Origin of the sequence: Modicisalibacter ilicicola DSM 19980, from assembly GCF_900128925.1 — a bacterium.
GTDB classification, from domain to species: Bacteria; Pseudomonadota; Gammaproteobacteria; order Pseudomonadales; family Halomonadaceae; genus Modicisalibacter; species Modicisalibacter ilicicola.
In genome coordinates this window covers 146,622-166,582 of record NZ_FQUJ01000010.1, presented here as the reverse complement: position 1 = coordinate 166,582, position 19,961 = coordinate 146,622, and the positions used below count along the sequence as shown (strand labels likewise).

23 protein-coding genes are annotated in these 19,961 nt (G+C 63.2%); 11 read left to right on the top strand and 12 right to left on the bottom strand.

The genetic code is table 11. From position 1 onward, the window contains the following. Window positions 1–86: 86 nt before the first annotated feature. Window positions 87–299: a hypothetical protein gene (locus BUA41_RS12510; protein ID WP_139249118.1), complete on the bottom strand. Its 213-nt coding sequence runs from the start codon at window positions 297–299 to the stop codon at window positions 87–89. Window positions 300–582: 283 nt separating this feature from the next. On the opposite strand from BUA41_RS12510, the gene BUA41_RS12505 reads away from it, so the two are divergent. Genes BUA41_RS12505 through BUA41_RS12495 form a run of 3 tightly spaced genes read left to right on the top strand, consistent with a single transcriptional unit; the run spans window position 583 to window position 4,170 of the window. After that, window positions 583–1,248 (top strand): response regulator, encoded by a 666-nt coding sequence (locus tag BUA41_RS12505; RefSeq protein WP_245791915.1) that lies wholly within the window; start codon window positions 583–585, stop codon window positions 1,246–1,248. 41 nt (window positions 1,249–1,289) lie between these two features. Further along, window positions 1,290–2,627, top strand: coding sequence for a sensor histidine kinase (locus BUA41_RS12500; protein ID WP_175546967.1), 1,338 nt, complete (start codon window positions 1,290–1,292; stop codon window positions 2,625–2,627). 43 nt (window positions 2,628–2,670) lie between these two features. Further along, window positions 2,671–4,170 carry an aminoacyl-histidine dipeptidase gene (locus BUA41_RS12495; protein ID WP_072823331.1) on the top strand — a complete coding sequence of 500 codons (1,500 nt, stop codon included), beginning with the start codon at window positions 2,671–2,673 and terminating at the stop codon, window positions 4,168–4,170. Here the strand turns inward: BUA41_RS12495 and BUA41_RS12490 are convergent. Both BUA41_RS12490 and BUA41_RS12485 read right to left on the bottom strand, forming a co-directional pair. After that, window positions 4,149–5,255: an App1 family protein phosphatidate phosphatase gene (locus BUA41_RS12490; RefSeq protein ID WP_072823329.1), complete on the bottom strand. Its 1,107-nt coding sequence runs from the start codon at window positions 5,253–5,255 to the stop codon at window positions 4,149–4,151. The two genes, BUA41_RS12495 and BUA41_RS12490, sit on opposite strands and share 22 nt — an antisense overlap. Window positions 5,256–5,352: 97 nt before the next feature. After that, window positions 5,353–5,916: a type 1 glutamine amidotransferase domain-containing protein gene (locus tag BUA41_RS12485; protein ID WP_072823327.1), complete on the bottom strand. Its 564-nt coding sequence runs from the start codon at window positions 5,914–5,916 to the stop codon at window positions 5,353–5,355. A gap of 201 nt (window positions 5,917–6,117) precedes the next feature. Here BUA41_RS12485 and BUA41_RS12480 point away from each other — a divergent pair, with 201 nt between their 5' ends. Then, window positions 6,118–7,569, top strand: coding sequence for a DNA recombination protein RmuC (locus BUA41_RS12480; protein ID WP_245791914.1), 1,452 nt, complete (start codon window positions 6,118–6,120; stop codon window positions 7,567–7,569). A 52-nt stretch (window positions 7,570–7,621) separates the two neighbouring features. Here the strand turns inward: BUA41_RS12480 and BUA41_RS12475 are convergent, their stop codons facing one another. After that, window positions 7,622–8,095 (bottom strand): Dps family protein, encoded by a 474-nt coding sequence (locus tag BUA41_RS12475; RefSeq protein ID WP_072823324.1) that lies wholly within the window; start codon window positions 8,093–8,095, stop codon window positions 7,622–7,624. A gap of 152 nt (window positions 8,096–8,247) precedes the next feature. Further along, window positions 8,248–9,225, bottom strand: a complete 978-nt coding sequence (locus BUA41_RS19285) for a 4-helix bundle domain-containing protein (RefSeq protein ID WP_072823322.1) — start codon at window positions 9,223–9,225, stop codon at window positions 8,248–8,250. A 109-nt stretch (window positions 9,226–9,334) separates the two neighbouring features. On the opposite strand from BUA41_RS19285, the gene BUA41_RS12465 reads away from it, so the two are divergent. The 3 genes from BUA41_RS12465 (at window position 9,335) to BUA41_RS12455 (ending at window position 11,002) form a co-directional block, all read left to right on the top strand. Beyond that, window positions 9,335–10,009: a Fe2+-dependent dioxygenase gene (locus BUA41_RS12465; RefSeq protein ID WP_072823320.1), complete on the top strand. Its 675-nt coding sequence runs from the start codon at window positions 9,335–9,337 to the stop codon at window positions 10,007–10,009. A gap of 70 nt (window positions 10,010–10,079) precedes the next feature. Continuing rightward, window positions 10,080–10,646: a hypothetical protein gene (locus tag BUA41_RS12460; RefSeq protein WP_072823318.1), complete on the top strand. Its 567-nt coding sequence runs from the start codon at window positions 10,080–10,082 to the stop codon at window positions 10,644–10,646. Beyond that, window positions 10,643–11,002, top strand: coding sequence for a hypothetical protein (locus tag BUA41_RS12455; RefSeq protein ID WP_072823316.1), 360 nt, complete (start codon window positions 10,643–10,645; stop codon window positions 11,000–11,002). The genes BUA41_RS12460 and BUA41_RS12455 overlap by 4 nt, the downstream gene beginning before the upstream one ends. A 23-nt stretch (window positions 11,003–11,025) precedes the next feature. Here the strand turns inward: BUA41_RS12455 and BUA41_RS12450 are convergent, their stop codons facing one another. Further along, window positions 11,026–11,451: an HIT domain-containing protein gene (locus BUA41_RS12450; RefSeq protein WP_072823314.1), complete on the bottom strand. Its 426-nt coding sequence runs from the start codon at window positions 11,449–11,451 to the stop codon at window positions 11,026–11,028. Window positions 11,452–11,562: 111 nt separating this feature from the next. Between BUA41_RS12450 and BUA41_RS12445 the strand changes: the two genes are divergently transcribed. From BUA41_RS12445 to BUA41_RS12435, 3 genes are all read left to right on the top strand, one after another. Beyond that, window positions 11,563–12,309, top strand: coding sequence for a sulfite exporter TauE/SafE family protein (locus BUA41_RS12445; protein WP_072823312.1), 747 nt, complete (start codon window positions 11,563–11,565; stop codon window positions 12,307–12,309). Window positions 12,310–12,416: 107 nt separating this feature from the next. Beyond that, a complete protein-coding gene (locus BUA41_RS12440) occupies window positions 12,417–12,548 on the top strand; it encodes an entericidin A/B family lipoprotein (protein WP_072823310.1) in 132 nt (43 codons plus the stop codon). A 130-nt stretch (window positions 12,549–12,678) separates the two neighbouring features. Further along, window positions 12,679–12,810, top strand: a complete 132-nt coding sequence (locus tag BUA41_RS12435; protein ID WP_072823308.1) for an entericidin A/B family lipoprotein — start codon at window positions 12,679–12,681, stop codon at window positions 12,808–12,810. 56 nt (window positions 12,811–12,866) lie between these two features. Here the strand turns inward: BUA41_RS12435 and BUA41_RS12430 are convergent, their stop codons facing one another. From BUA41_RS12430 to osmF, 4 genes are read right to left on the bottom strand one after another with little or no spacing between them, the layout of a single operon-like run. Then, on the bottom strand, window positions 12,867–13,622 hold the full coding sequence (locus tag BUA41_RS12430) for an ABC transporter permease (protein ID WP_072823306.1): 756 nt from the start codon (window positions 13,620–13,622) through the stop codon (window positions 12,867–12,869). Beyond that, window positions 13,619–14,686, bottom strand: coding sequence for an ABC transporter ATP-binding protein (locus tag BUA41_RS12425; protein WP_072823304.1), 1,068 nt, complete (start codon window positions 14,684–14,686; stop codon window positions 13,619–13,621). Before BUA41_RS12425 ends, BUA41_RS12430 begins: the two co-directional genes overlap by 4 nt. Then, window positions 14,683–15,870 (bottom strand): ABC transporter permease, encoded by a 1,188-nt coding sequence (locus BUA41_RS12420; RefSeq protein ID WP_245791913.1) that lies wholly within the window; start codon window positions 15,868–15,870, stop codon window positions 14,683–14,685. The genes BUA41_RS12425 and BUA41_RS12420 overlap by 4 nt, the downstream gene beginning before the upstream one ends. Before the next feature lie 28 nt (window positions 15,871–15,898). Continuing rightward, a complete protein-coding gene (gene osmF / locus BUA41_RS12415) occupies window positions 15,899–16,816 on the bottom strand; it encodes a glycine betaine ABC transporter substrate-binding protein OsmF (RefSeq protein WP_072823302.1) in 918 nt (305 codons plus the stop codon). Between the two features lie 204 nt (window positions 16,817–17,020). On the opposite strand from osmF, the gene BUA41_RS12410 reads away from it, so the two are divergent. Continuing rightward, on the top strand, window positions 17,021–17,341 hold the full coding sequence (locus BUA41_RS12410) for an I78 family peptidase inhibitor (protein ID WP_084671520.1): 321 nt from the start codon (window positions 17,021–17,023) through the stop codon (window positions 17,339–17,341). Window positions 17,342–17,359: 18 nt separating this feature from the next. Here BUA41_RS12410 and BUA41_RS12405 read toward each other — a convergent pair whose 3' ends face one another. Both BUA41_RS12405 and BUA41_RS12400 read right to left on the bottom strand, forming a co-directional pair. Next, complete coding sequence (locus BUA41_RS12405) at window positions 17,360–18,565, bottom strand: EAL and HDOD domain-containing protein (RefSeq protein ID WP_072823298.1); 1,206 nt, start codon at window positions 18,563–18,565, stop codon at window positions 17,360–17,362. Between the two features lie 132 nt (window positions 18,566–18,697). Further along, window positions 18,698–19,930 (bottom strand): EAL and HDOD domain-containing protein, encoded by a 1,233-nt coding sequence (locus BUA41_RS12400; RefSeq protein ID WP_072823296.1) that lies wholly within the window; start codon window positions 19,928–19,930, stop codon window positions 18,698–18,700. Window positions 19,931–19,961 lie beyond the last annotated feature (31 nt).

Genomic DNA, 19,961 nt, shown 5'->3' with positions numbered 1-19,961 from the left:
TCCATCCTATGCTGGTTGTGATCTGGCGTGATCAATCAGCAGGATACGCCACCCTCTCTTCTTCCCTCCATACACAAGACATGAGCTTAACTCATATCGTCCTCGTCCTGGGTCGATACGTCCCGGTCGAGTAGCCAATCAGCGTCGAAGCCGCTTTGGTTGTAGAGTTCGTCGTAGTTCCAGTCGTTGATTGCAACGACATCGTCGCCATCACCGTACTGCTGAGCTTGAGCGACCGAACTTACGCCTAGTGCTGCGATAGCGGCTGCCAGCGTTGTCTTGAGCGGGAAATGGGTCATCGTCATACCTCCAATGTTCAACGAGTGAGCAATCGTTCCTTGGCAACGTCAGGTTGCAAGAAAAAATTGGTACTTCGCCGGCGAGCGCGCAAATGGCTTTGCGGCTTTTACCGGTCGTTTCACCTTGGGCATGCAACATTAACTGAACCTTAACGGCGCCAATGATTTTCGGCGCTGACGGCGTGCATGTTGTAACTTGAAATAGATCGGTCGTTTTCACCTCTGGGCTCAATGCTTGAATCCTGGATTCAAGTCCATGGAAGGATGACCAGCCATCAAGGGAGTGACTCCGTTGCGTATTCTACTTGTCGAAGACGATCCGGTGCTCGGCGATGGGCTCTGCGAAGGGCTGCGCCTCGACGGCCACACTGTGGAGTGGTTGACGGATGGACGCGAGGCGGAACATGCACTTGACGCGGATGCCTTCGACGTCGTGGTGCTGGATCTGGCCCTGCCCGGCAGTTCGGGCTTGTCGGTACTTTCGCGCTGGCGTGCCGCTCACTATCCGGGGCCGGTGTTGATCCTCACCGCCTATGGGGCCACGCAGGATTGTATCGCTGGCCTCGATCTCGGCGCCGACGACTATATGGTCAAGCCCGTCGACCTGGGCGAGCTTGAGGCGCGGCTGCGTGCCCTGGTGCGCCGCGCCAATCGCCACACCGACGATTATCTGCGCCATGGGCCAGTGTGCATGAGTCGCGCCGACAAGAGAGTATGGGTTGATCAGCGGCCGGTCGATCTGTCCGCTCATGAGTTTGTCGCACTTGAAGCGCTACTGGAACGACCAGGACGTCTCGTCAGTCGGGAGCAGTTGGAAACGCGTCTGTATGGATGGGGAGACGGTCCGGAAAGTAACAGCCTACAGGTGCTTATTCACAAGTTGCGTCATCACATCGGTGCACGGCACATTGAGACCGTGCGTGGCCTCGGATACCGTCTGGCAACATGACAAGGCGTTCGCCGAGCCTGAAGAGGCGGTTGGTTGGCTGGTTGCTGATCCTGATGCTGGCGGTCGCTCTGGCAGACTGGGTGAGCGTACGCTCGACGGCCCACCATGAGGCTGGTCGTGATATAGACAATCACCTCAGAACCAGTGTCGCGATGCTTCAGATAACGATGGCCGACCAACGTCCCGAGAATGACCTTGATGAAATAGATCTTCGTCGGGCAGTAGGAAGTGACTTGGTTTCCTCTGATGGAGAACCGGCTTGGTCGCGGCCGCCCAGTTTCGAAGTACTTGCCTGGGATAACAGCGTCGTGCTGCGCTCAAGGGAGTTCCCGCCGGCGCTGCGAGCGGCTTCAGAAGGGTTCGACGACCGCCTCGTCCATAATGAATCCTGGCGCGTCCTCACTCGATTCAGCGAACAGCATGGCTTCATCTATCGCGTGGCCGTGAGCAAGACGACTATCGCCTCGCGCTCGAGGGAGCTTGAGCGTCAGTTCCTCAAGCCATTGATCTGGATGCTGCTGGTGTTTGTGCCTTTTGCGATCCTGTTGGTGCGGCAAGGGTTGGCACCCCTCAGGCGACTCGAAAGTGCGGTGGCGCGTCAGGTCCCTGACGATCCCAAGTCCTTGGATATCGAGCGGAACAGAATACCCCGCGAACTGCGAGGCCTGGTCGCTCAACTCGACCGACTTCTTGAGCGTATGCGGGATGTGCTGATTCGGCAGCGTGCATTCATCGGGGCGGCGGGTCATGAATTGCGTACCCCCCTGGCTGGGTGCCGGGCCCAAGTGCAGGTCGTCTTGCGCAGCAAAGATCGGAAACAGCGTGATCGTGCGCTGGACAATATTCAACGTGCGGTGGATCGCATGACGTGCCTGGTGGACCAATTGCTGCTGTTGGCGCGCAACGATCCGGCGGCGCCACGGGATGCGCTACAGGAAGTCGATTTGGTCGCACTGGTCGAGGACGTGGTCACGACATGTCGCGAGCGGGTGGGGCATGCAGCGGTTACGTTGAATTTCGCATCCTCGGTATCCCGGCTGCCCCTGCCTGGCGATGCATCGTTGCTCGAGGCAATGTTCACCAACCTGGTCGACAATGCGGTGCGTTTCTCTCCCCGAGCCGCGGCAGTCGAAATACGTCTCGACGCTCAGGACCAAGAGGTTGTCATCCGAGTTCGTGATCATGGCCCAGGTATTGCCGAGGCTGATCGTGAGCGGGCCTTCGATCCATTTTATCGACGTGACGAGCACTCACGCTCGAACAGTGGCCTAGGCTTGACCATCGTGCAAGCCGTCGCCAAACGGCATGGTGGCAAGGTAGAGTTGCTATCCGCACAGAATGGAACGCAAGCTGTAGTGACGCTCCCACTGGCTACCTGATGCCATGCATTATAATTCTGCGAGAAAGTCCGGGGAGAAAGTCATGAACGAACATCTGCGCGATCTGTCGCCCTCTCTCGTCTGGCGTCATTTCCGTACCCTGTGCGACACGCCCAGGCCTTCCGGCCAGGAGGCCGCGCTGGTGGCGCTGCTGGAGCGCTGGGCAGATGAGCGTGGCCTCGATCACGAACGCGACGCGGCGGGCAACCTGTTGATCCGCAAGCCGGCCACGCCGGGGTGCGAACAGGCGCCGGGCGTCGTGCTGCAGGGGCACCTGGATATGGTGGCCCAGGCCAATTCCGACCATCCTCACGACTTCACCCGGGACCCGCTCGACACCTACGTCGAGGACGGCTGGTTGCACGCCCGGGGCACCACCCTGGGTGCCGACAATGGCCTGGGTGTGGCAGCGGCGCTGGCGGTGTTGGAGGACGATTCCCTGCGTCATGGCCACCTCGAGGCGCTGTTCACCGTCGAGGAAGAGTCGTCGATGGGCGGCGCGCTCGGCCTGGCCGAGGGCTGGCTGCAGGGGCGCTTTCTGCTCAACCTGGATTCCGAGGATCGCGGCCAGGTATACATCGGCTGTGCCGGCGGTGCGGACGTGCTGGTATCGGCCGACCTGCCGACCAGCCCCGTGAAGGCGGATGAGCGAGTCTGGAGGCTGTCGCTGACCGGCCTGATCGGAGGGCATTCGGGCATCGATATCCACAAGGGGAGGGGGAACGCCAACCGCTTGCTGGTCCGTGTGTTGCGCACCCTGGAACCCTGCGGGGTACGGTTGATCGACTATCGGGGCGGGACGCTGCGCAATGCGCTGCCCCGGGAAGCCTTCGCTACCGTGGCCCTGAATGTTCAGGAAGGCGAGGCCGCCCAGGCCCGTGTCGGCGAGCTGCATCAGGAACTGGCAACCGAACTGGCCGGGGTCGACGATGGCCTGCGTCTCTCGTTGGAGGCGGTGGCCCCGCCCTCGGGCGATCCCCTGACCGCCACCGCCAGTCATCTGCTGGTCGCGGCATTGCATGCGGCGCCCTGCGGCGTGGAGCGCATGAGTATCGAGGTGCCCGGGGTGGTGGAGACCTCCAACAACCTGGGAGTGGTCGCCCTGGAAGCGGGGCATCTTCATCTCTGCGCCCTGGTGCGTTCGCTGCGCGACAGTGCCACACGGGATATGGGGGATCGCTTTCGCGCCTTGTTCGGTCTGATCGGGGTAGAAACCCGGATCGAGAATGCCTATCCGGGCTGGACGCCGAATCCCGGGAGTCCGCTCCTGGCTCGCTTTCGCCGGCTGCACCAGCGGCGACTGGGCAACGATGCCGAGGTCAAGGTGATTCATGCGGGGCTCGAGTGCGGCATCCTCGGGGGCAAGTACCCGCACCTCGAGATGATCTCCTTCGGGCCGCAGATCCGTGGGGCGCACTCCCCGGACGAGCGCGTCGAGATCGATTCGGTGGAGGAGTTCTGGGGGCTGTTGCGTGAGCTGATCGAGGCGTTGGCTGACGAACAAATGCTGCATGGGCAGCATCAGGCCTCGTCGGGTGCCTGACGCACCGCCTGCAAGCCGGCCGTGGAGATCAGCCCCAGTTCGTGGGCGTGCTCGGCCATGCTGACGCTGTCGGCGGCCAGCAGCAGCGAGCAGCCATCCTCTTCGACCTCCCGGGCGAGGTACTCGATCGCCTCGTCCCGGGAGGCATCGTGATGGACGTTGCGAATATAGATTGCCCTGATTCTTCCCGGATAGTCGCGCACGATGCGTGCGTAGGTTTCGGGATCGTGCTGACCGCTGTCGCCGATCAGCACGAAGGGTAGCTCGTCGTAGAGCGTGAGCATCTGCGTGATCAGGCTTAACTTGTGATCCTCCGCCTTGCGCGGCAGCGGGCGCTGCAGGGTCAGCCCCCACTCGCGCAGGAACAGGATCGGCCCGACCGGAATCCGGTTGCGCTGGAAGAACTCCTCGAGTACCTCGTAGATGCTCCAGGGCCCCCGGGAGACATAGAGCAGCGGTCGGCGCCGTTGCCCGTCGGCGCCGGCGAACAGGGCCTGGTAGAAGTCGGCAACCCCGGGAAAGGCCGTGCGCTGATGGGCCTTCTCGAAGAACAGCCGATACATCATCTTGAGCTTGTTGGCGACCCCGGTGTACATGACGGTGTCGTCGATATCGCTGATCACTACCAGGTCCACCGCCGACGGCGGGATGTAGACTTCGACCTCGCCGCTCACGGTGCGCGCGTCGCGCATGACGATGTCGAGCTTGCCCTGGTGCCAGATCCTTTCGGCGGGTAGCGGTTTTTCGATCTTCATGTGAACGTCGAAATAGCCGTCCCGGTCGGTGGTCACCTTCTCGCGGTTGCCCTCGAGGTCCAGGGTGACCTCGACATGCTTGGCCCCCCAGCGCATGGCCCGACGAAAAACGTCCACGATGTCCCGGTAGAGCGTACCTTCGGGCGCCGGAATACCGATGCGTAATTGTCGGAAAACACGCCCCATGACGAAGACTTCGGTCTGCGAGCCATAGCCGCGATAGGCGTTGACGACGATGCCGCCACGTCCCTTGTCCGATTTCATCGGACGCGCCGCGACGCGCAGGATCTTTCTCAACGCCTTGCTGACCGGGCGGGGAGTATGCGGCATGGATGACCTCGAGGCGGCGGCAGGGAATACTAAAAAAGCATACACAAAAACGCCTGCCTCATGCAGGAGACAGGCGTGAGTCGCAGAAGAGAAGCTATCAAGCGTGCTGCTTCGAGTGCCGCCCTTCGCCGATCTCTTCGAGCAACTTGCTACAGAAGGCATCGAGATCGTCGGGTTTGCGGCTGGTGACCAGGCCGCTGTCGACGACGACTTCTTCATCGACCCAGTCGGCGCCGGCATTGCGAAGATCCTGAGCGACCGAGGGGAACGAGGTCATCTTGCGTCCTTTCACCACCTCGGCATTGATCAGTATCCAAGGGGCGTGACAGATGGCGCCGACCGGCTTGCCTGCCTCGAAGAAATGACGCACGAAATCGAGCGCCTTGTCGTTCTGGCGCAGGGTATCCGGATTGAACAGGCCGCCGGGTAACACCAGAGCGTGGTAATCGGTAGAATCGGCCTCGTCGAGGGGCTTGTCGACGTCGTAGGTGTCGCCCCAGTCATTGCCGGCCCAGGCCCGGATACCCTGGGAATCCGGAGCGATGACATGCACCGTGATGCCTTGGCTATCCAGCTTGGCCTTGGGCACCGAGAGTTCCGATTCCTCGAAGCCGTGGGTGGCGAGAATGGCGACACGCTTACCGGTGAGTTGCTGGCTCATGGCTACCTCCTTGCGGCACATTGCCTGAAGCAAATGAAGAGCACGGTGCAGGACCGCGCCGTAGAGTGAAAGGTTGGGATGGTGGCGAGGATCACAAGGGCACGACCTGTTTCAAAATGTACCCACTGCTACCGAATGCCCGGTGGCCACTGAAGGATAGAAGATGGCGAAGGTTCGACAATGTTTTTCGGAGCCGACCCCGTGGCGCTGCTAGCGCAGCTGTCGGCCCTGCAGGCGACCGCGCTCGGGGGGCTGCTGGCGGCGATGCTGCTCGGTGGCATCTGGCTGATACGCTCACGACGCCAGGCGCGCCTTCGCGAGTCATTGAATCGGCGCCTGGAGACGGCGGAGGGGCAGTGTCGTCGCCTGGAACAGGAACTGGCGCATAGCGATGCCCAGCTCGACAGCGCTCGCGAGCAGCTTGCCGAGCGGGATGGCCGTCTGGCCGACCTCAATGAGCGTCTCGCCGCGTCCCGGGAGCGTTGCGGGCGTCTCGAGGTCGAACGCGATCAGCAGCGTACCCATCATGCCGAGAAGCTGGCCCTGCTCGAGGAGGCCCGGGAACGACTCAAGCAGGATTTCGAGATGCTGGCCGGGCGCATCTTCGACGATCGCCAGCAGCGCTTCGCCAGCCAGAGCCGTGAGAGCCTGGAAGCCTTGCTCAAGCCGTTTCGCGAGCAGGTGGGCAGCTTCCAGCGCCGGGTCGAGGAACTGCACGGTCAGGATACCCGGGAGCGGACCACCCTCAAGGCGCAGATCGAACAGTTGGCCGGCCTCAATCGACAGATGGGCGAGGAGGCCGCCAATCTGGCAAAGGCCCTCAAGGGCGACAAGAAGATGCAGGGCAACTGGGGCGAGATGGTGCTGGAAACGGTACTGGAACGCTCGGGCCTCAGGCGCGACATCGAGTATCGACGCGAGGTGTCGATCCAGGGCGAGGCGGGGCGCCAACGCCCCGATGCGGTCATCTATCTGCCCGATGACAAGCATCTGATCATCGACGCCAAGGTGTCGCTCAACGCCTACGTGAGCTACGTCAACGCCGAAAACGAGGCGACGCGCCAAGGGGCGCTCAAGGCGCACGTCCAGGCGCTTCGCTATCATATCGACTCCCTCGCGCGGCGCGACTACGCGCGTCTTCCGGGGCTCAAGTCGCCGGATTTCGTCTTCCTGTTCATGCCGGTGGAGCCGGCCTTCGCCCTGGCCTTCGAGCACGACGAGATGCTGTTCCAGGATGCCTTCTCCCGCCATGTGGTGGTGGTCACGCCCACCACCCTGCTGGCCAGCCTGCGTACCGTGGCCAGCCTGTGGAGCCTCGAGCGGCAGAACGAGAATGCACGGCTGATCGCCGAACGTGCCGGGCGGCTGCTCGACAAGTTCAGCGGCTTCGCGGAAAGCCTCGAGGACGTGGGACGCCATCTGGAGCGCGCCCAGGGCAGTTATGGCCAGGCCATGGGGCGTCTCAAGACCGGCCAGGGCAACCTGGTCAGCCAGGCCGTCGAGCTTGAACGCCTCGGGGTGCGCATGAAGAAGGCCTTGCCCGAACAGACGCTGCGCAATGCGCAACTCGATGGCGAGGAAGGGGAAGAGGGGGGCGAAGAAGAACGCCGCTCCCTGTCCGGCTCTGCCGAGGAGAGCGACTACTCCACATGAAGCCTCGCTGCCATCGATCAGGGCGGCAGCGGGCAGTGGAACATTCGATGGCTCAGCCCAGGTAGGCGTTGAGCATCCACACAGTCTTTTCCTGCTCGCGGATGTAATCGCCCGCCATGGAAGCCGTGCCTTCGTCGTCGGCGTCCGAGGCCAGGCTGAGGATCTCGCGTTGCCGTTCGATCAACACCTGATAGCCCTTGAGGATGCCGCGCACGCAGGCTTCGCCATCCTGCACGTTCTTGTCTTCCTCGATGGATGCCATTTGCACATAGTCGCTGTAGGCGTGCACCGGCTGATGGCCCAGGGTCAGGATGCGTTCGGCGACCTCATCCACCTTGGTCAGAAGATCCGTGTAGAGTTCCTCGAACTTGGTGTGCAGTTCGAAGAACTGCTGACCCTTCACGTTCCAGTGGTAGCCGCGCACGTTCATGTAGAAGATCTGGTAATTGGCCAGCAGCGTGTTGAGCTTGTCCGCCAATTGGCTGGCGCTGCTTTCATGCAGCCCGATGGCGTTGATGTCCGGCATAATCTTCCTCCTTGGGTTACTGAAACATGGTCTCACGATAGGGTATTGGCTTATCGGTAAAAAGCCAATTAGGACCATTGACCGAATAGCTATTGCCTATCGTAAGGCGTCGCCTCGAACCGGGACGAGGACGACGCCGTAGATGCCTGAAGTCAATAACGGAATGCGGAAGTCGCCAGCTCGAAGCGCGCGATGTCGGCATGCAACTCGTCAGCCGACACGACCGGCTTCTCGGGAGGCTGGGTAGTCGGCCATACGCGCTCCAGCGCCTTCAATCGATCCTGGGCCTTCTGATAGGCCTCGGCGTCCTTTTCCTTGAGGGCCTGGGCCTGGTCGCGCCAGAGTTCCTGGGCTACCAGGACGAAACCACGCCCGTCCTGGTATTCGGTGCGATTGACGAATTCATCGCCTTTCACCGCCTCTTCGTACTCGGCGCCCGCCTTCTTGAGCAAGGCCAGGGTCACGTCGCTGATGAAGCGCGGTTCGCTGCGCTTGGTCTCGTCGACATTGGCCTGGGCGGCGTCGATGGCATCCCGAGCACGCTGATAGGCCGGTTCGAGCTGCTTCCAGTCGTCGGTCTGTTCCGCCTTCTGGGAGAGCTGGCGCAGCGCCTCCTCGAGGGCGCCCTGCTCGCGGGCCTCGAGGGCCTTTTCCACGTCCGGGTAGTGCTCCGCCAGCGGGTGGCTCAGGTGCGGGGTACCCTGCATCGCATGGCCATCGGCATAGAGATCCTGGCTGATTTGCAGATGACCTTCCATGAAGGCGAGCTGGGTGTAGTAAACGCCGGGCGAGGTCATGGCATCGACTGTGGCGCCGCCGCCTTCGCCACCTTCGCCGCCTTCGCCACCTTCGCCGCCTTCACCACCTCCCGCAGCGGGGAAGTGGCTGAAGACATAACTGTTTCCTCCCTCGCCACCGTGACCTTCGCCGCCTTCACCACCGTGGCCTTCGCCACCTTCACCGCCGTGGCCTTCGCCACCTTCACCGCCTTGCGACGGCTGATGCTGCATGTCGGCCTGCTTGGTGTCGGCCTCGGCCGCGGCATCATCGGCCCAGGCCGACTGGCTGGCCGCGCCGATGAAGGTGGCCATGCCGACCCCGACCCACAGTTTAAGTCGATGTTCCGTCATCAGGGACTCCTGAAAATTTTATCTTGTCAAGACGAGACGCCTGGGGCGTGAAGGATAAGATAAACTAAGCAAGAGTTATTTGCATTATCAACACCACCTGGAGAACACGATGATTCTGTGCATAGCCGATGTGCTCGATTCCCCGACCCTGACAGCCTTGAGGAACGAATTGGCCACGGATGAGCTGTACGTCGATGGCCGCAAGACGGCGGGCTGGCATGCTCGGGAAGTCAAGCGCAACGAGCAGGCGGATGCAGGCTCGGCCGAGGTGCAGCGCTGGCGAGAGAGGGTGGGCGAGTGCATTCGCCGCCATCCGCTTTTCCAGATGGCGGCACGGCCGGCGCGCATGACGCCGGTCCGCTTCAGCCGCTATCAGCAGGGCATGCACTACGGCAACCACGTGGATGATCCGGTGATGGGCGGCGAGCAGTCGGTACGTACCGACCTCTCATTCACCCTGTTTCTGGAATCGCCGGAAACCTACGACGGTGGCGAACTGGTGACCGACACCACCGCCGGCGAACAGCGCTACAAGTTGCCGGCAGGCTCGATGATCCTCTACCCGTCGTCGACGCTGCACCGGGTCGAGCCGGTGACCCGTGGGCAGCGCCTGGCGGCGATCGGCTGGGTGCAGAGTCAGGTGCGCGATCCTGGAGCCCGGGAAATCCTTTTCGACCTGGACACCGCGCGTCGTCAGCTCTTCGAGCGCGAAGGCAAGTCCCGGGAGTTCGACTTGATCAGCAAGTCGCTGGCCAACCTGCAGCGACTGTGGATCGAAATCTAGCCGGTCGCGACTATGCTCAAGGGGTCGGATGCACTCCGGCGTGTCGAGTCACGAATCGCGAGGAAACGCCATGTATCGTCTCTTGCACTTGTCATTGCCTTTCTTCGTGCTGGTGCTGGCGGGGTGTCAGACGCTGGCCGCCCCGGACCCCCTGGCCCGCAACGTCGAGCCATTGCCTGTCCCCTGCACCTGGACCCGCAGCGACCAGGCGCCTCGTGAACTCTGGATCAGGGCATCGGTCGAGGCACTGGAAGCGCGCGGCTACGCCATTCGCCATACCGAGCCTCGCCTGGGGGTGGTCAGTGCCGAGCGCACCACTCGCCTGCCCGGGCTCGGGGCCGTGGACAGGCCGCTATTCGGCGGCAGCGGGATATGGGGCAGCGTGGGAAGCCGGGGGTCCGGGGTTTCCGTGGGCTTCGGCACCGGCTTCGGGACCCGTTACAGTGATGATCCCATCGAGATCGAGCGTTTGTCGGTGATCGTGGGTGAACAGGAGGTGAGCATCACCCGGGATGCCAGCGTCGTCGATGCGGGAGGCTATGTGCGCCACGCCGGTACCGAGAACCGCAGTGATTTCTGTCGCGAACTCAGCGCCTCCATCGAGTCCCGGGTGCGTGCCCTGGAGAGCCAGCAATGAAGCCTAACGTCCGAGTCATGTTGCTGATGGTATGGCTGGCAGGCTGTGCCAGCACACCGGCGGCGCCCCCCGAGCGCCAGGTCGAGGTCGATGCCGGCAGTGAGCACGTCTTGCGCACGGGACTCGATGTGCTGGTCGAGCGCGGCTTCGTGATCCGCTTTGCCGATGCCCAACTGGGAAGGATCGATGCGGTGTTCGCTTCACGCCCGGGCTATGAGGTGCGCTTGGCCACCAGCGCGATCCCCGCGGGAACCCGGCTGGCGCTCTCGGGGCGTCAGGGCGGGCAGGCCATCGAGCCGTACCGCTTCGATCCATTGCTGGTGGAGATCACCTCGCGACTGGAGCGCGATCAGTGAGCCGGGCCGTGCCTGGCTGATCTTCAATCGGCCTCGAATGCCGCTTCCACCACCGCCAGGAGTCGCTCGCGCAGTTCGTCCAGCCGCTCCGGAGCATAGGGCTGCGCCTGGCCGACGCCCCAGACCGGTGCCGGCCAGGCGGCATCGTCCTGGCGTCGCAGGATCACATGCAGATGCAGTTGCGGTACCTGGTTGCCCAGGGTTGCCAGGTTCAGCTTATCCCCCTCAAAGGCTGTCTGAACGGCCTTTCCCACTCCTGTCGCTTCCTGCCACAGGCGGGCCTGGTCACGCTCGTCGAGTTCATAGACCTCGCGGATGCCGGGGCGGCGGGGCACCAGTATCAACCAGAGGAAGCGTGCATCGTCCATCAGGCGAACCTGACACAGCGTCAGGTCGGTCAGCGGGTGGGTATCCGCGGCCAGGCGAGGATGAAGGCTGAAGTCGCTCATGCAAAGGCTCCGGGCAGGGGTGGGGGCGTGCTATCGTTAGCCCGCACCATAGAACGTCGAGGACGATCGGGAAAGCCGGCCGATGGGTGAGATGAACAACGAGGAGAGACAATGAGCCTGCTCGAAGCACTGGCGCTGGTGCTGATCGGGGGAGTGGCAGGGTTCATCAACGTGCTGGCGGCCGGGGGCTCGATGCTCACGCTGCCGCTGCTGATGTTTCTGGGCCTGCCGGCCCAGGAGGCCAACGGCACCAACCGGGTGAGCATCGTGCTGCAGAGCGTGAGTGCCGTGGGTAGCTTCTTTCGTGCCGGGGCTCGAGAGCTCGGCGTCAGCCTTCGTCTGTCGATCCCCGCCGTGGCCGGTGCCCTGGTTGGTGCCTGGCTGGCCCTGCGGGTGTCGGACGTGCTGTTCGAGGCGGTATTGATCGTGGCGATGGCGGGCGCCTCGGTCATGATGCTGCTGCCCCAGCCCAGACTCGAGACCCGCGCCCTGACCCCGGACCGGCTGACGCCGGTTGTCCATCTCGCCATGTTCGCCATCGGCATGTATGGGGGGTTCATCCAGGTCGGGGTCGGCGTGCTGTTCATCGCGGTACTCTATCGACTGCTCAGGATCGACCTGGCCCAGGTCAACGTGTTCAAGGTGTTCATCATCCTGATCTACACCCTGCCGGCGCTGGCGTTGTTCATGCTCGACGATCAGGTGCGCTGGGGGTACGGCCTGTTGCTGGCCGTGGGCAGCATGAGCGGCGCCTGGCTGGCGGTGAAGGTCAACATGGGGCCTCGGGGCGCCCTGTGGGTCAAGCGGCTGACCCTGGTGGTCATCGCCGCAATCGTCCTGCGCTTGCTGTTCTTCTGAAGGCCGGACGCGGAACGCCCGTCACTGCGTTGATGTTGCCACTTGTCGTCCCTCGCGGAATAGACAATAACTGATATACATCATTGGGCGACTCAGGGAGAAAGGACATGAAGCGGACCCAAGCCGTATTGGCCATCGTACTGCTGGTGATGGCATCCCTTTCGGGCTGCAACACCATCCGGGGTGCCGGTGAAGACATCGAGCGAGGCGGTGAAGCCATTCAGGAAAAGGCCAGCTAGCCGGAAAACGCCCCCACCCGCCGTTGTGCGTGACCAGGCGTTACCTGTTAGGCTGCGGGAGGGTGGCTCGGCCACCATGGCCTGAAGTCTGGCCACGAAAGTGGATCACTTCGACGTTAAGGAGGACATCATGAAGAAGCTTTTGGCGCTGACCTTTACCCTGTTGATGGGTGCCGGCCTGCTGACGGGGTGCAACACCCTCGAGGGTGCCGGCGAAGATATCGAGCAAGGTGGCGAGGAAATTCAGGAATCCAGCAGTTGATGCCTGGTTGACATGAGACGCCGCCCGGCAGCACCGGGCGGCATTGATCTACTCTTTCACCCTCCGAAGCTGAAACGTCGCTCCAGGCGTTCGAAGAACAGGTCGGTCACGATCGCCAGCAACCCCACCAGCACCGCTCCCTGTATCACGTAGGCGATATTGTTGCCCACCAGCCCGGCGATGATCGGCGTGCCGAGACTCTGGGCGCCCACCGTCGAGCCGATGGTGGCGGTACCGATGTTGATGATCACCGACACCCGTACCCCGGCAATGATCACCCGCATGGCCAGCGGCAGCTCGACGCGCAGCAGGATCTGCGCCCGGCTCATGCCGGTGCCGCGCGCCGCCTCCAAGGTGGTGGCCGGCACGGTCCCCAGCCCCGCGATGGTGTTCTGGACGACCGGCAGCAGGCCGTAGAGCGTCAGTGCGACGATGGTGGGCACAAAGCCGAAGCCCGCCAGGGGCACGACGATGGCCAGCACCGCGGCGGGCGGGAAGGTCTGGCCGATGGCCGCCAGGGAGGAGACCAGCGGCTCGAACTCGCGTCCGCCACGGCGTGTCACGAACAGGCCCGCCCCCACCCCGACGCTCACCGAGATGACCGAGGAGACCAGCACCAGCAAAAGATGGTCCAGGGTCAGTTGCAGGAAGCTCTCGCGATCGTAGAGCGGCGACTGGAGATCCGGGAAAGCGAACTGAAACAGCGGCTTCAGTGCCTCCATGAACAGCACCAACACGACCAGCAGGACGCTGAGCCCGACCAGCAGCCAGGTACGCCCCTGGGTCGGCGCGCGCAGCGTCACTGCCCTCATGGCTCGCGCCCCATGACGCCCTGCATGGCGACCTCGCCGATCAAGCGTTCCTGCTCGTCCAGCACCGGCAACACCATGACGCGGAACCAGACCATGCGCGACAGGGCTTCCTTCATGGTCATGTCCGGGGTCGCGCTCCACTCGTGGGTCACCCGGGTGCGCTGTTCGCTCTCCTCGGCATACAAACGCCCGCCGTGCAGGCAGAGCGGACGCCCCTGGTCGTCGATCTCCCAGCCATGGGTCACCGAGGAACGATCGTGATGGAAGGACGAGGGTTGCTCTAGAATCTCGGCGGACTGCTGATACTGGTACACCCAGCGGCGCGACAGCAGCTTGAGCCCGAGATCCGCCTTGCCGATGAAGTTGCGCACGAACTCATCGGCGGGCTGGGTCAGCAGCTCGATGGGGCGGTCGTACTGCACCAGTCGTCCGGCATTGAGGATGGCGATGCGCGAGGCCAGCTTGAGGGCTTCGTCCATGTCGTGGGTGACGAAGACGATGGTCTTGCCGGTCTGCCGGTGGACACGGAGCATCTCGTTCTGCAGCACGTCCCGGGTCAACGGATCGACCGCCCCGAAGGGTTCATCCATCAACAGGGCTTCCGGGTCCGCCGCCAGCGCCCGGGCGACCCCGACGCGCTGGGCCTGGCCCCCCGAGAGCTGATGCGGGTACTTGTGGCGAAATTCACCGGCATCGAGATGGAACAGGTTGAGTAGTTCGTCGATACGCGCGTCGATGCGCTGCTTCGGCCATTTGAGCAGGCCGGGCACCACGGCGATGTTTTCCGCCACCGTCCAGTGCGGGAACAGCCCCGTCGACTGGATGGCATAACCGATGCGACGGCGCAGCTGTTCCGGGGGCAGCTCGGTGACGTCCTCGTCGCCCAGCAGGATGCGACCGCGAGTGATGGGAATCAGTCGGTTGATCATGCGCAGGGTCGTCGACTTGCCGCAGCCCGAAGGGCCGATCAGCACCCCGAACTCGCCGCTCTCGACCCGTAGCGACACCTCCTCGACCACGTCCTTGCCGGCGTAGGTCTTGGTCAATCCTTGTAGTTCAATCATCGGGCCCCCGCGGGTTTGCTGATCGCGACCAGAATCTGCAACAGGAAGTCGGCCACCACGGCCAGGGCGATGGTCGGGACCGCGCCGAGCAGCACCAGATCGATGGCGTACTGCCCCAGCCCCTGGAAGATGAACGATCCCAGCCCGCCGGCGCCGATCAGGGCCGCCACCACGGTCAGGCCGATGGCCTGCACGGTGACGATGCGCAGCCCAGAGAGGATCACCGGCAAGGCCAGCGGAATCTCCACTCGCCAGAGGATCTGGCGCGATGTCATGCCCATGCCGCGCGCCGCCTCCAGGGTGGTGGCGGCGACACCGGCAAACCCGGCATAGGTGTTGCGCACGATAGGCAGCAGGGCATACATGATCAGGGCGATGATCGCGGGAGTCGCGCCGATGCCCTTCACCCCCAGGGCGCGCAGGAACGGAAGCGCCTCGCTGAGTGCCGCCAGAGGGGCGACCAGCAGGGCGAACAGGGCAATCGACGGAATCGTCTGGAAGAAGTTGAGCAGCCCGAACAGCGGGCCGCGGGCGCCGCTGCGACGGTGGGCGAGCAGCCCCAGCGGCAGGCCGATCGCCAGGGCTGGCCCGAGCGCCGAGGCCACCAGCCGCAGATGCGTGGCGAACTCCGCCGCGAACAGCTCGCGGTTGTTGGCATATTCGCGCAGGATCGCCAACCCATCGAACACGTCCAGGGCGAACATGGCCGCGACGCTGCCCGCGAGCAAGGCGGCATAGAGGCTGCGCAGTGCGAGGTTGGTGTGCAGGCGCTGGAAGGCATCGACGATCATCAGGACCGGGCAGAAGGCGACAATCCAGAAGGCCGCCCCCTGAGAGATCCGGGCCGCGGAAGAGGCATCCTCCAGGGCGCGATCGGCGTAGCTCCCAAGCCCGTAAAGCACCAGCAGCAGCCATAGCGGCGCGGCCACCAGCACCAGGCGATAGGCCGCCGGCAAGGAGAAGGGCCGGGAAAGTGCACAGAGCCCCAGCAGCACGGCCAGCAGGCCCAGCGTTCCCCACTGCCAGGCCAGGAGGGCGCTGACCAGGCCCACCGACTGGCCCGAGACAAGCCGATTGGGCGCCATGGCCGCAAACGGCAATAGCGCAGCCCCTATCAGGGCGGCCACCAGCAGGGTCAGCAGGACCCGGTTGGCCACCAGGCCCTCGGACTCTCCCTTGGACACCTTCGTTGAATGCACCTGGCTCAGGCCCTTATTCCAGGAAGCCGTTCTCTTTCAGGTAGTCCTGGGCGACCTGCCTGGCGGGCTGCCCCTCGACCTGGATTCGGCCGTTGAGTTTCTGCAACGTCTCGCGATCCAAGGAGTCGAAGACCGGCAAGAACAATTCCTCGAGCTCGGGATTGGCCTCGAGCACGGGCTGGCGGACCACCACGGCCGGGGCATAGACCATCTGCACGCCCTGGGTATCGTCCATGACGCGCAGCCCGGCGGGCTGGATGGCGCCGTCGGTGCCATAGACCATGGCCGCATTGGTACCGCTGGTGCCCTCTGCGGCGGCGCGAATGGTCGCGGCGGTGTTGCCTCCGGAGAGCACCAGCAGCTGATCCTGGCTCAGTTCGAAGTCGTAGGTCTGCTGGAAGCTCGGCAGGGCGGCCTCACTGTCGACGAATTCCGCGGAAGCGGCCAGCTTGACCTCGCCCCCGTTGCCGATCCACTCGCCGAAGTCCTCCATGGTCTCGAGGCCATGCTCCTCGGCCAGATTCTGGCGCACCGCGATGGCCCAGGTGTTGTTGGCCGGAGCGGGTTGCAGCCACACCACATTGTTCTCCTCGAGATCCGCCTGGCGAATCTTGTCAAAGCCCTTTTCGAGGTCCTTCCAGGCAGGGTCATCGGTCGTGCCGGTGAAGAAGGCACCGTTGCCGGTGTACTCGGGGTACATGTCGATCTCGTTCTCGAGTAGCGCCGTGCGCACGATATTGGTCGGGCCCAGTTGCAGCTTGTTCTCGACCGGATAGTCCGCGTTCTCGAGCAGTGCAATCATCATGTTGCCGAGCAGGGCGCCTTCGGTATCGATCTTCGATGCGACACGAATCGGCTCGGCCGCCGCTGCCTGGCTCATCGTCAGCGCCGTTCCCAGGGCAATACCGACTAGGTTGGCAAACCTGATCATAAGTGTCCGTCCTCTAATCTGCGATGCGGTTGAAACGCGCCGTGGCGATATCGGGCCGAGGTCATTTGCCGGAATCGGCTCTCCTTGCCCTGACAGATACTCAGACTAGCCTATCCTTGATAGGAAACACCAATTTTCAGCATCTTAGAGGCAACTTGGGAACTTAACTCAGGTAATGCTGGATCCGTCGGGGAGGCAGGAGTCATGCTCAGGACGATATGCTTTGGATTGGCGTCAGTGCTCTGGCTGAGTGCCTGCGCGACGGGGCCTGCGCCGGAGGATGCACCGCGCCCGCCGCCCATGGATGCGCCGGGGAACAGCGATAGGTGCGACGCTTCCGGCCTTCAGGGCTATCTGGGCCGCACCCACAGCGAGGCGTTGAATCAGGCGCTCGCGAGCCAGAGCGACGCGAGCGAGGTGCGCGTCATCGAGCCCGGGGAAGGCTTCACGCTCGACTACCGCCAGACGCGCCTGAACATCTACCTCGATGAAGAGGGGCGCATCAGCGACTTGCGCTGCGGCTGAGACCGGTCGGACCCCGTCTCATAGGTGCATATTGGCGAGGCCTATGGCCTGCTGCTGGGCGTGGCTGACAAGCTCCGGGGTCAAGCCCTGCTCGCCGAGTGCCGTCCAGTCGATGGCTTCCAGCTCGCCGCGTTCGAGATGCTGGGCCGTCGCCAGAACCAGGCCGAGGGGGCCACGATGCTCGAGAATGGCCTGCTTGATCGAGGCGTGCAACGGCAGCTCCTTGAGCACCGCTTTCAGCGGATGATCGAAGAAGGCGTCGAGACAGGAAAACAGGCCGACGGTGAAGCCGGAGGCGGAACTGCTCACGAGGTTGGTTGCCAGCTCCTCGCATAGATAGCCGCGGGCGAGCGCCAGTTTCTGCAGTGCATGAGGCTTGTCGTCGAGCTTGGAGAGCGCCAGCATGCTGGCCAGGTTGCGTATGCGCCGCTGTCCCAGCAAGGTCACCGCCATCTGCACCGAGGTGATGTCCTCGGTGCGATGGTAGTAGGCGCTGTTGACCATCTTCATCAGGCGCACGCTCATGAAGGGGTCCTGACGTATGGCGTCGGTCAATTCGCGGAGGCTGGCGTCGTCACGATTGAGTTCGGCCAGCAGTCTCAATATCGCCAGGCGGTTGTGCGGGATGCGCAGCCCCTCCACCGGGGCGGGGCGCGCCAGGAAATAGCCCTGGAAGAGGTCGCACCCGGCCTGATGGCAATTCAGGAACTCCTCGTAGGTCTCGACCTTCTCGGCAAGGATCGTCAGATGAGGATGCCTGCGCTTGAGCAGCGTCACGACCTGGAGCATCTCGTCGGCGGAGTAATGCGGGTAATCGAGCTTGACGATATCGGCAAGGGGCAGCAGCGGATGGTCGGCGTTCTTCAGGCGGTAGTCGTCCAGGGCCACCGAGTAGCCCTGCTCCCGGCAGCGCCTGATGGCTGCCATGATCTCCTCGTCGATCTCCACGGTCTCGAGGATCTCGATGACCATCTCGCTGGCGCTGAAGGGAATTTCCGCCTTCAGGGTGTTGGCGGTGAAGTTGATGAAGGCCGGTGTGTTTTCGCACACTTCGCGGATGTTGCTCTCCGTGAAGGCGCTGAGCATGACCTGCTGGGTGGCCAGGTCGCCATCGAAGGGCTCGACGAGGGCGTCGACCCCGGCGCAGGGGCGAAACAGCAGCTCGCACCCGGCCTGCAGGAGTTCACGATCGTAGATGGGCTGGCGCGCGAACAGCACGGTCATGTTCGCGGACTCGTTCAGTGCATGCATGTATAGAGGCCCGATGGTCTAGTTGTAGGTGGCTAACCAATGTTATCGACTTCCCCATCGGATGCTTTAAGGAATGGTGCTTAATTATTGTTAGCTTATGATCGCTCAGAAAAACATGTCGCTGTTCTCGATGGCCTGCTGCTGGGCATGACTGACCTGTTCCGGGGTCAGGCCCTGTTCGGCAAGGGCCGCCCAGTCGAGATCCTCGAGTTCGCCCTGCTCGAGGTGCAGTGTCGTGGCCAGTATCAGCCCCATGGGGCCGCGATGCTCGAGGACGGCCTCCTTGAGCACGCGCGGAAGAGGAAGACTGTCGAAGATCTCGTCGAGAGAGCGCTGGAAGAAGGCATCCAGGATGGAAAACAGGCCCACGGTGAATCCCGAGATGGGTGTCTCGGCAAGGTTGTCGGCGAGCCCCTGGCACAACTCGCCCCGATCCAGGGCGAGTTTTTGCAGTGAACAAGGCTTGTCATCCAGTTTGGCCAGCGCCAGCATGCTGGCCAGGTTGCGGATGCGACGCTGGCCCAAGGCGTCGATGGCCATCGCTACCGAGGTGATCTTTTCACGGCAGTCGAAGTGGGTGCTGTTGACGATCCCCAGCAGTTGCTCCTCGAGGAAGTCGTCGCTGCCGATGGTCTCGGCCAGTTCGTCCTGGCTGGCATCGACGCGATTGAGCTCGGCGAGCAGCTGCAGAATCTCGAAATGCTTCTCGGACAGTCGCTCGCGTTCCACCCGGGAAGGCCGGGCCAGGTAGTACCCCTGGAAGAGATCGCAGCCCGCCTCTCGGCAATATAGAAAATCCTCCAGGGTCTCGATCTTCTCGGCCAGGATCTTCAGATACGGGTAGCGATGCCGTAGCTGCGTCACCAGGGCGGGCAGTTCGTCATCGCCGTAATGCGGGTAGTCGAGCTTGACGATATCGGCGAAGGGCAGCAGTGGATGGCCGGCATCCGTCAGGCGATAATCGTCCAGGGCGATGGCGTAACGGCGTTGTCTGTAGTGCTCGATGGCGGCGACGACCTCATCGGTGGCTTCCACGGTTTCGAGGATCTCGATGACGATGTCGCCCGGGTCGAAGGGAATCTCGCCCCGCAGGGCATTCGCCGTGAAGTTGATGTAGGCCGGGGTGTTCTCGCATACCTTGCGAATGTCGGTTTCCCGGAAGGCATTGAGGATCACCTGACGAGTGGCGAGATCGCCATCGAAGGGTTCGGTCAGCGCCTCGGCCCTCGGGCAGGGGCGAAACAGCAGCTCGCAGCCGGCAAGCCTGTGCTGCCGATCATAGATGGGCTGGCGCGCGAACAGTATGGTGACCTCCGTGGCCCCGGTCGACTTGTTCATGAGGGAAGCCTCCGCGAGGCGGCGTAGGGCA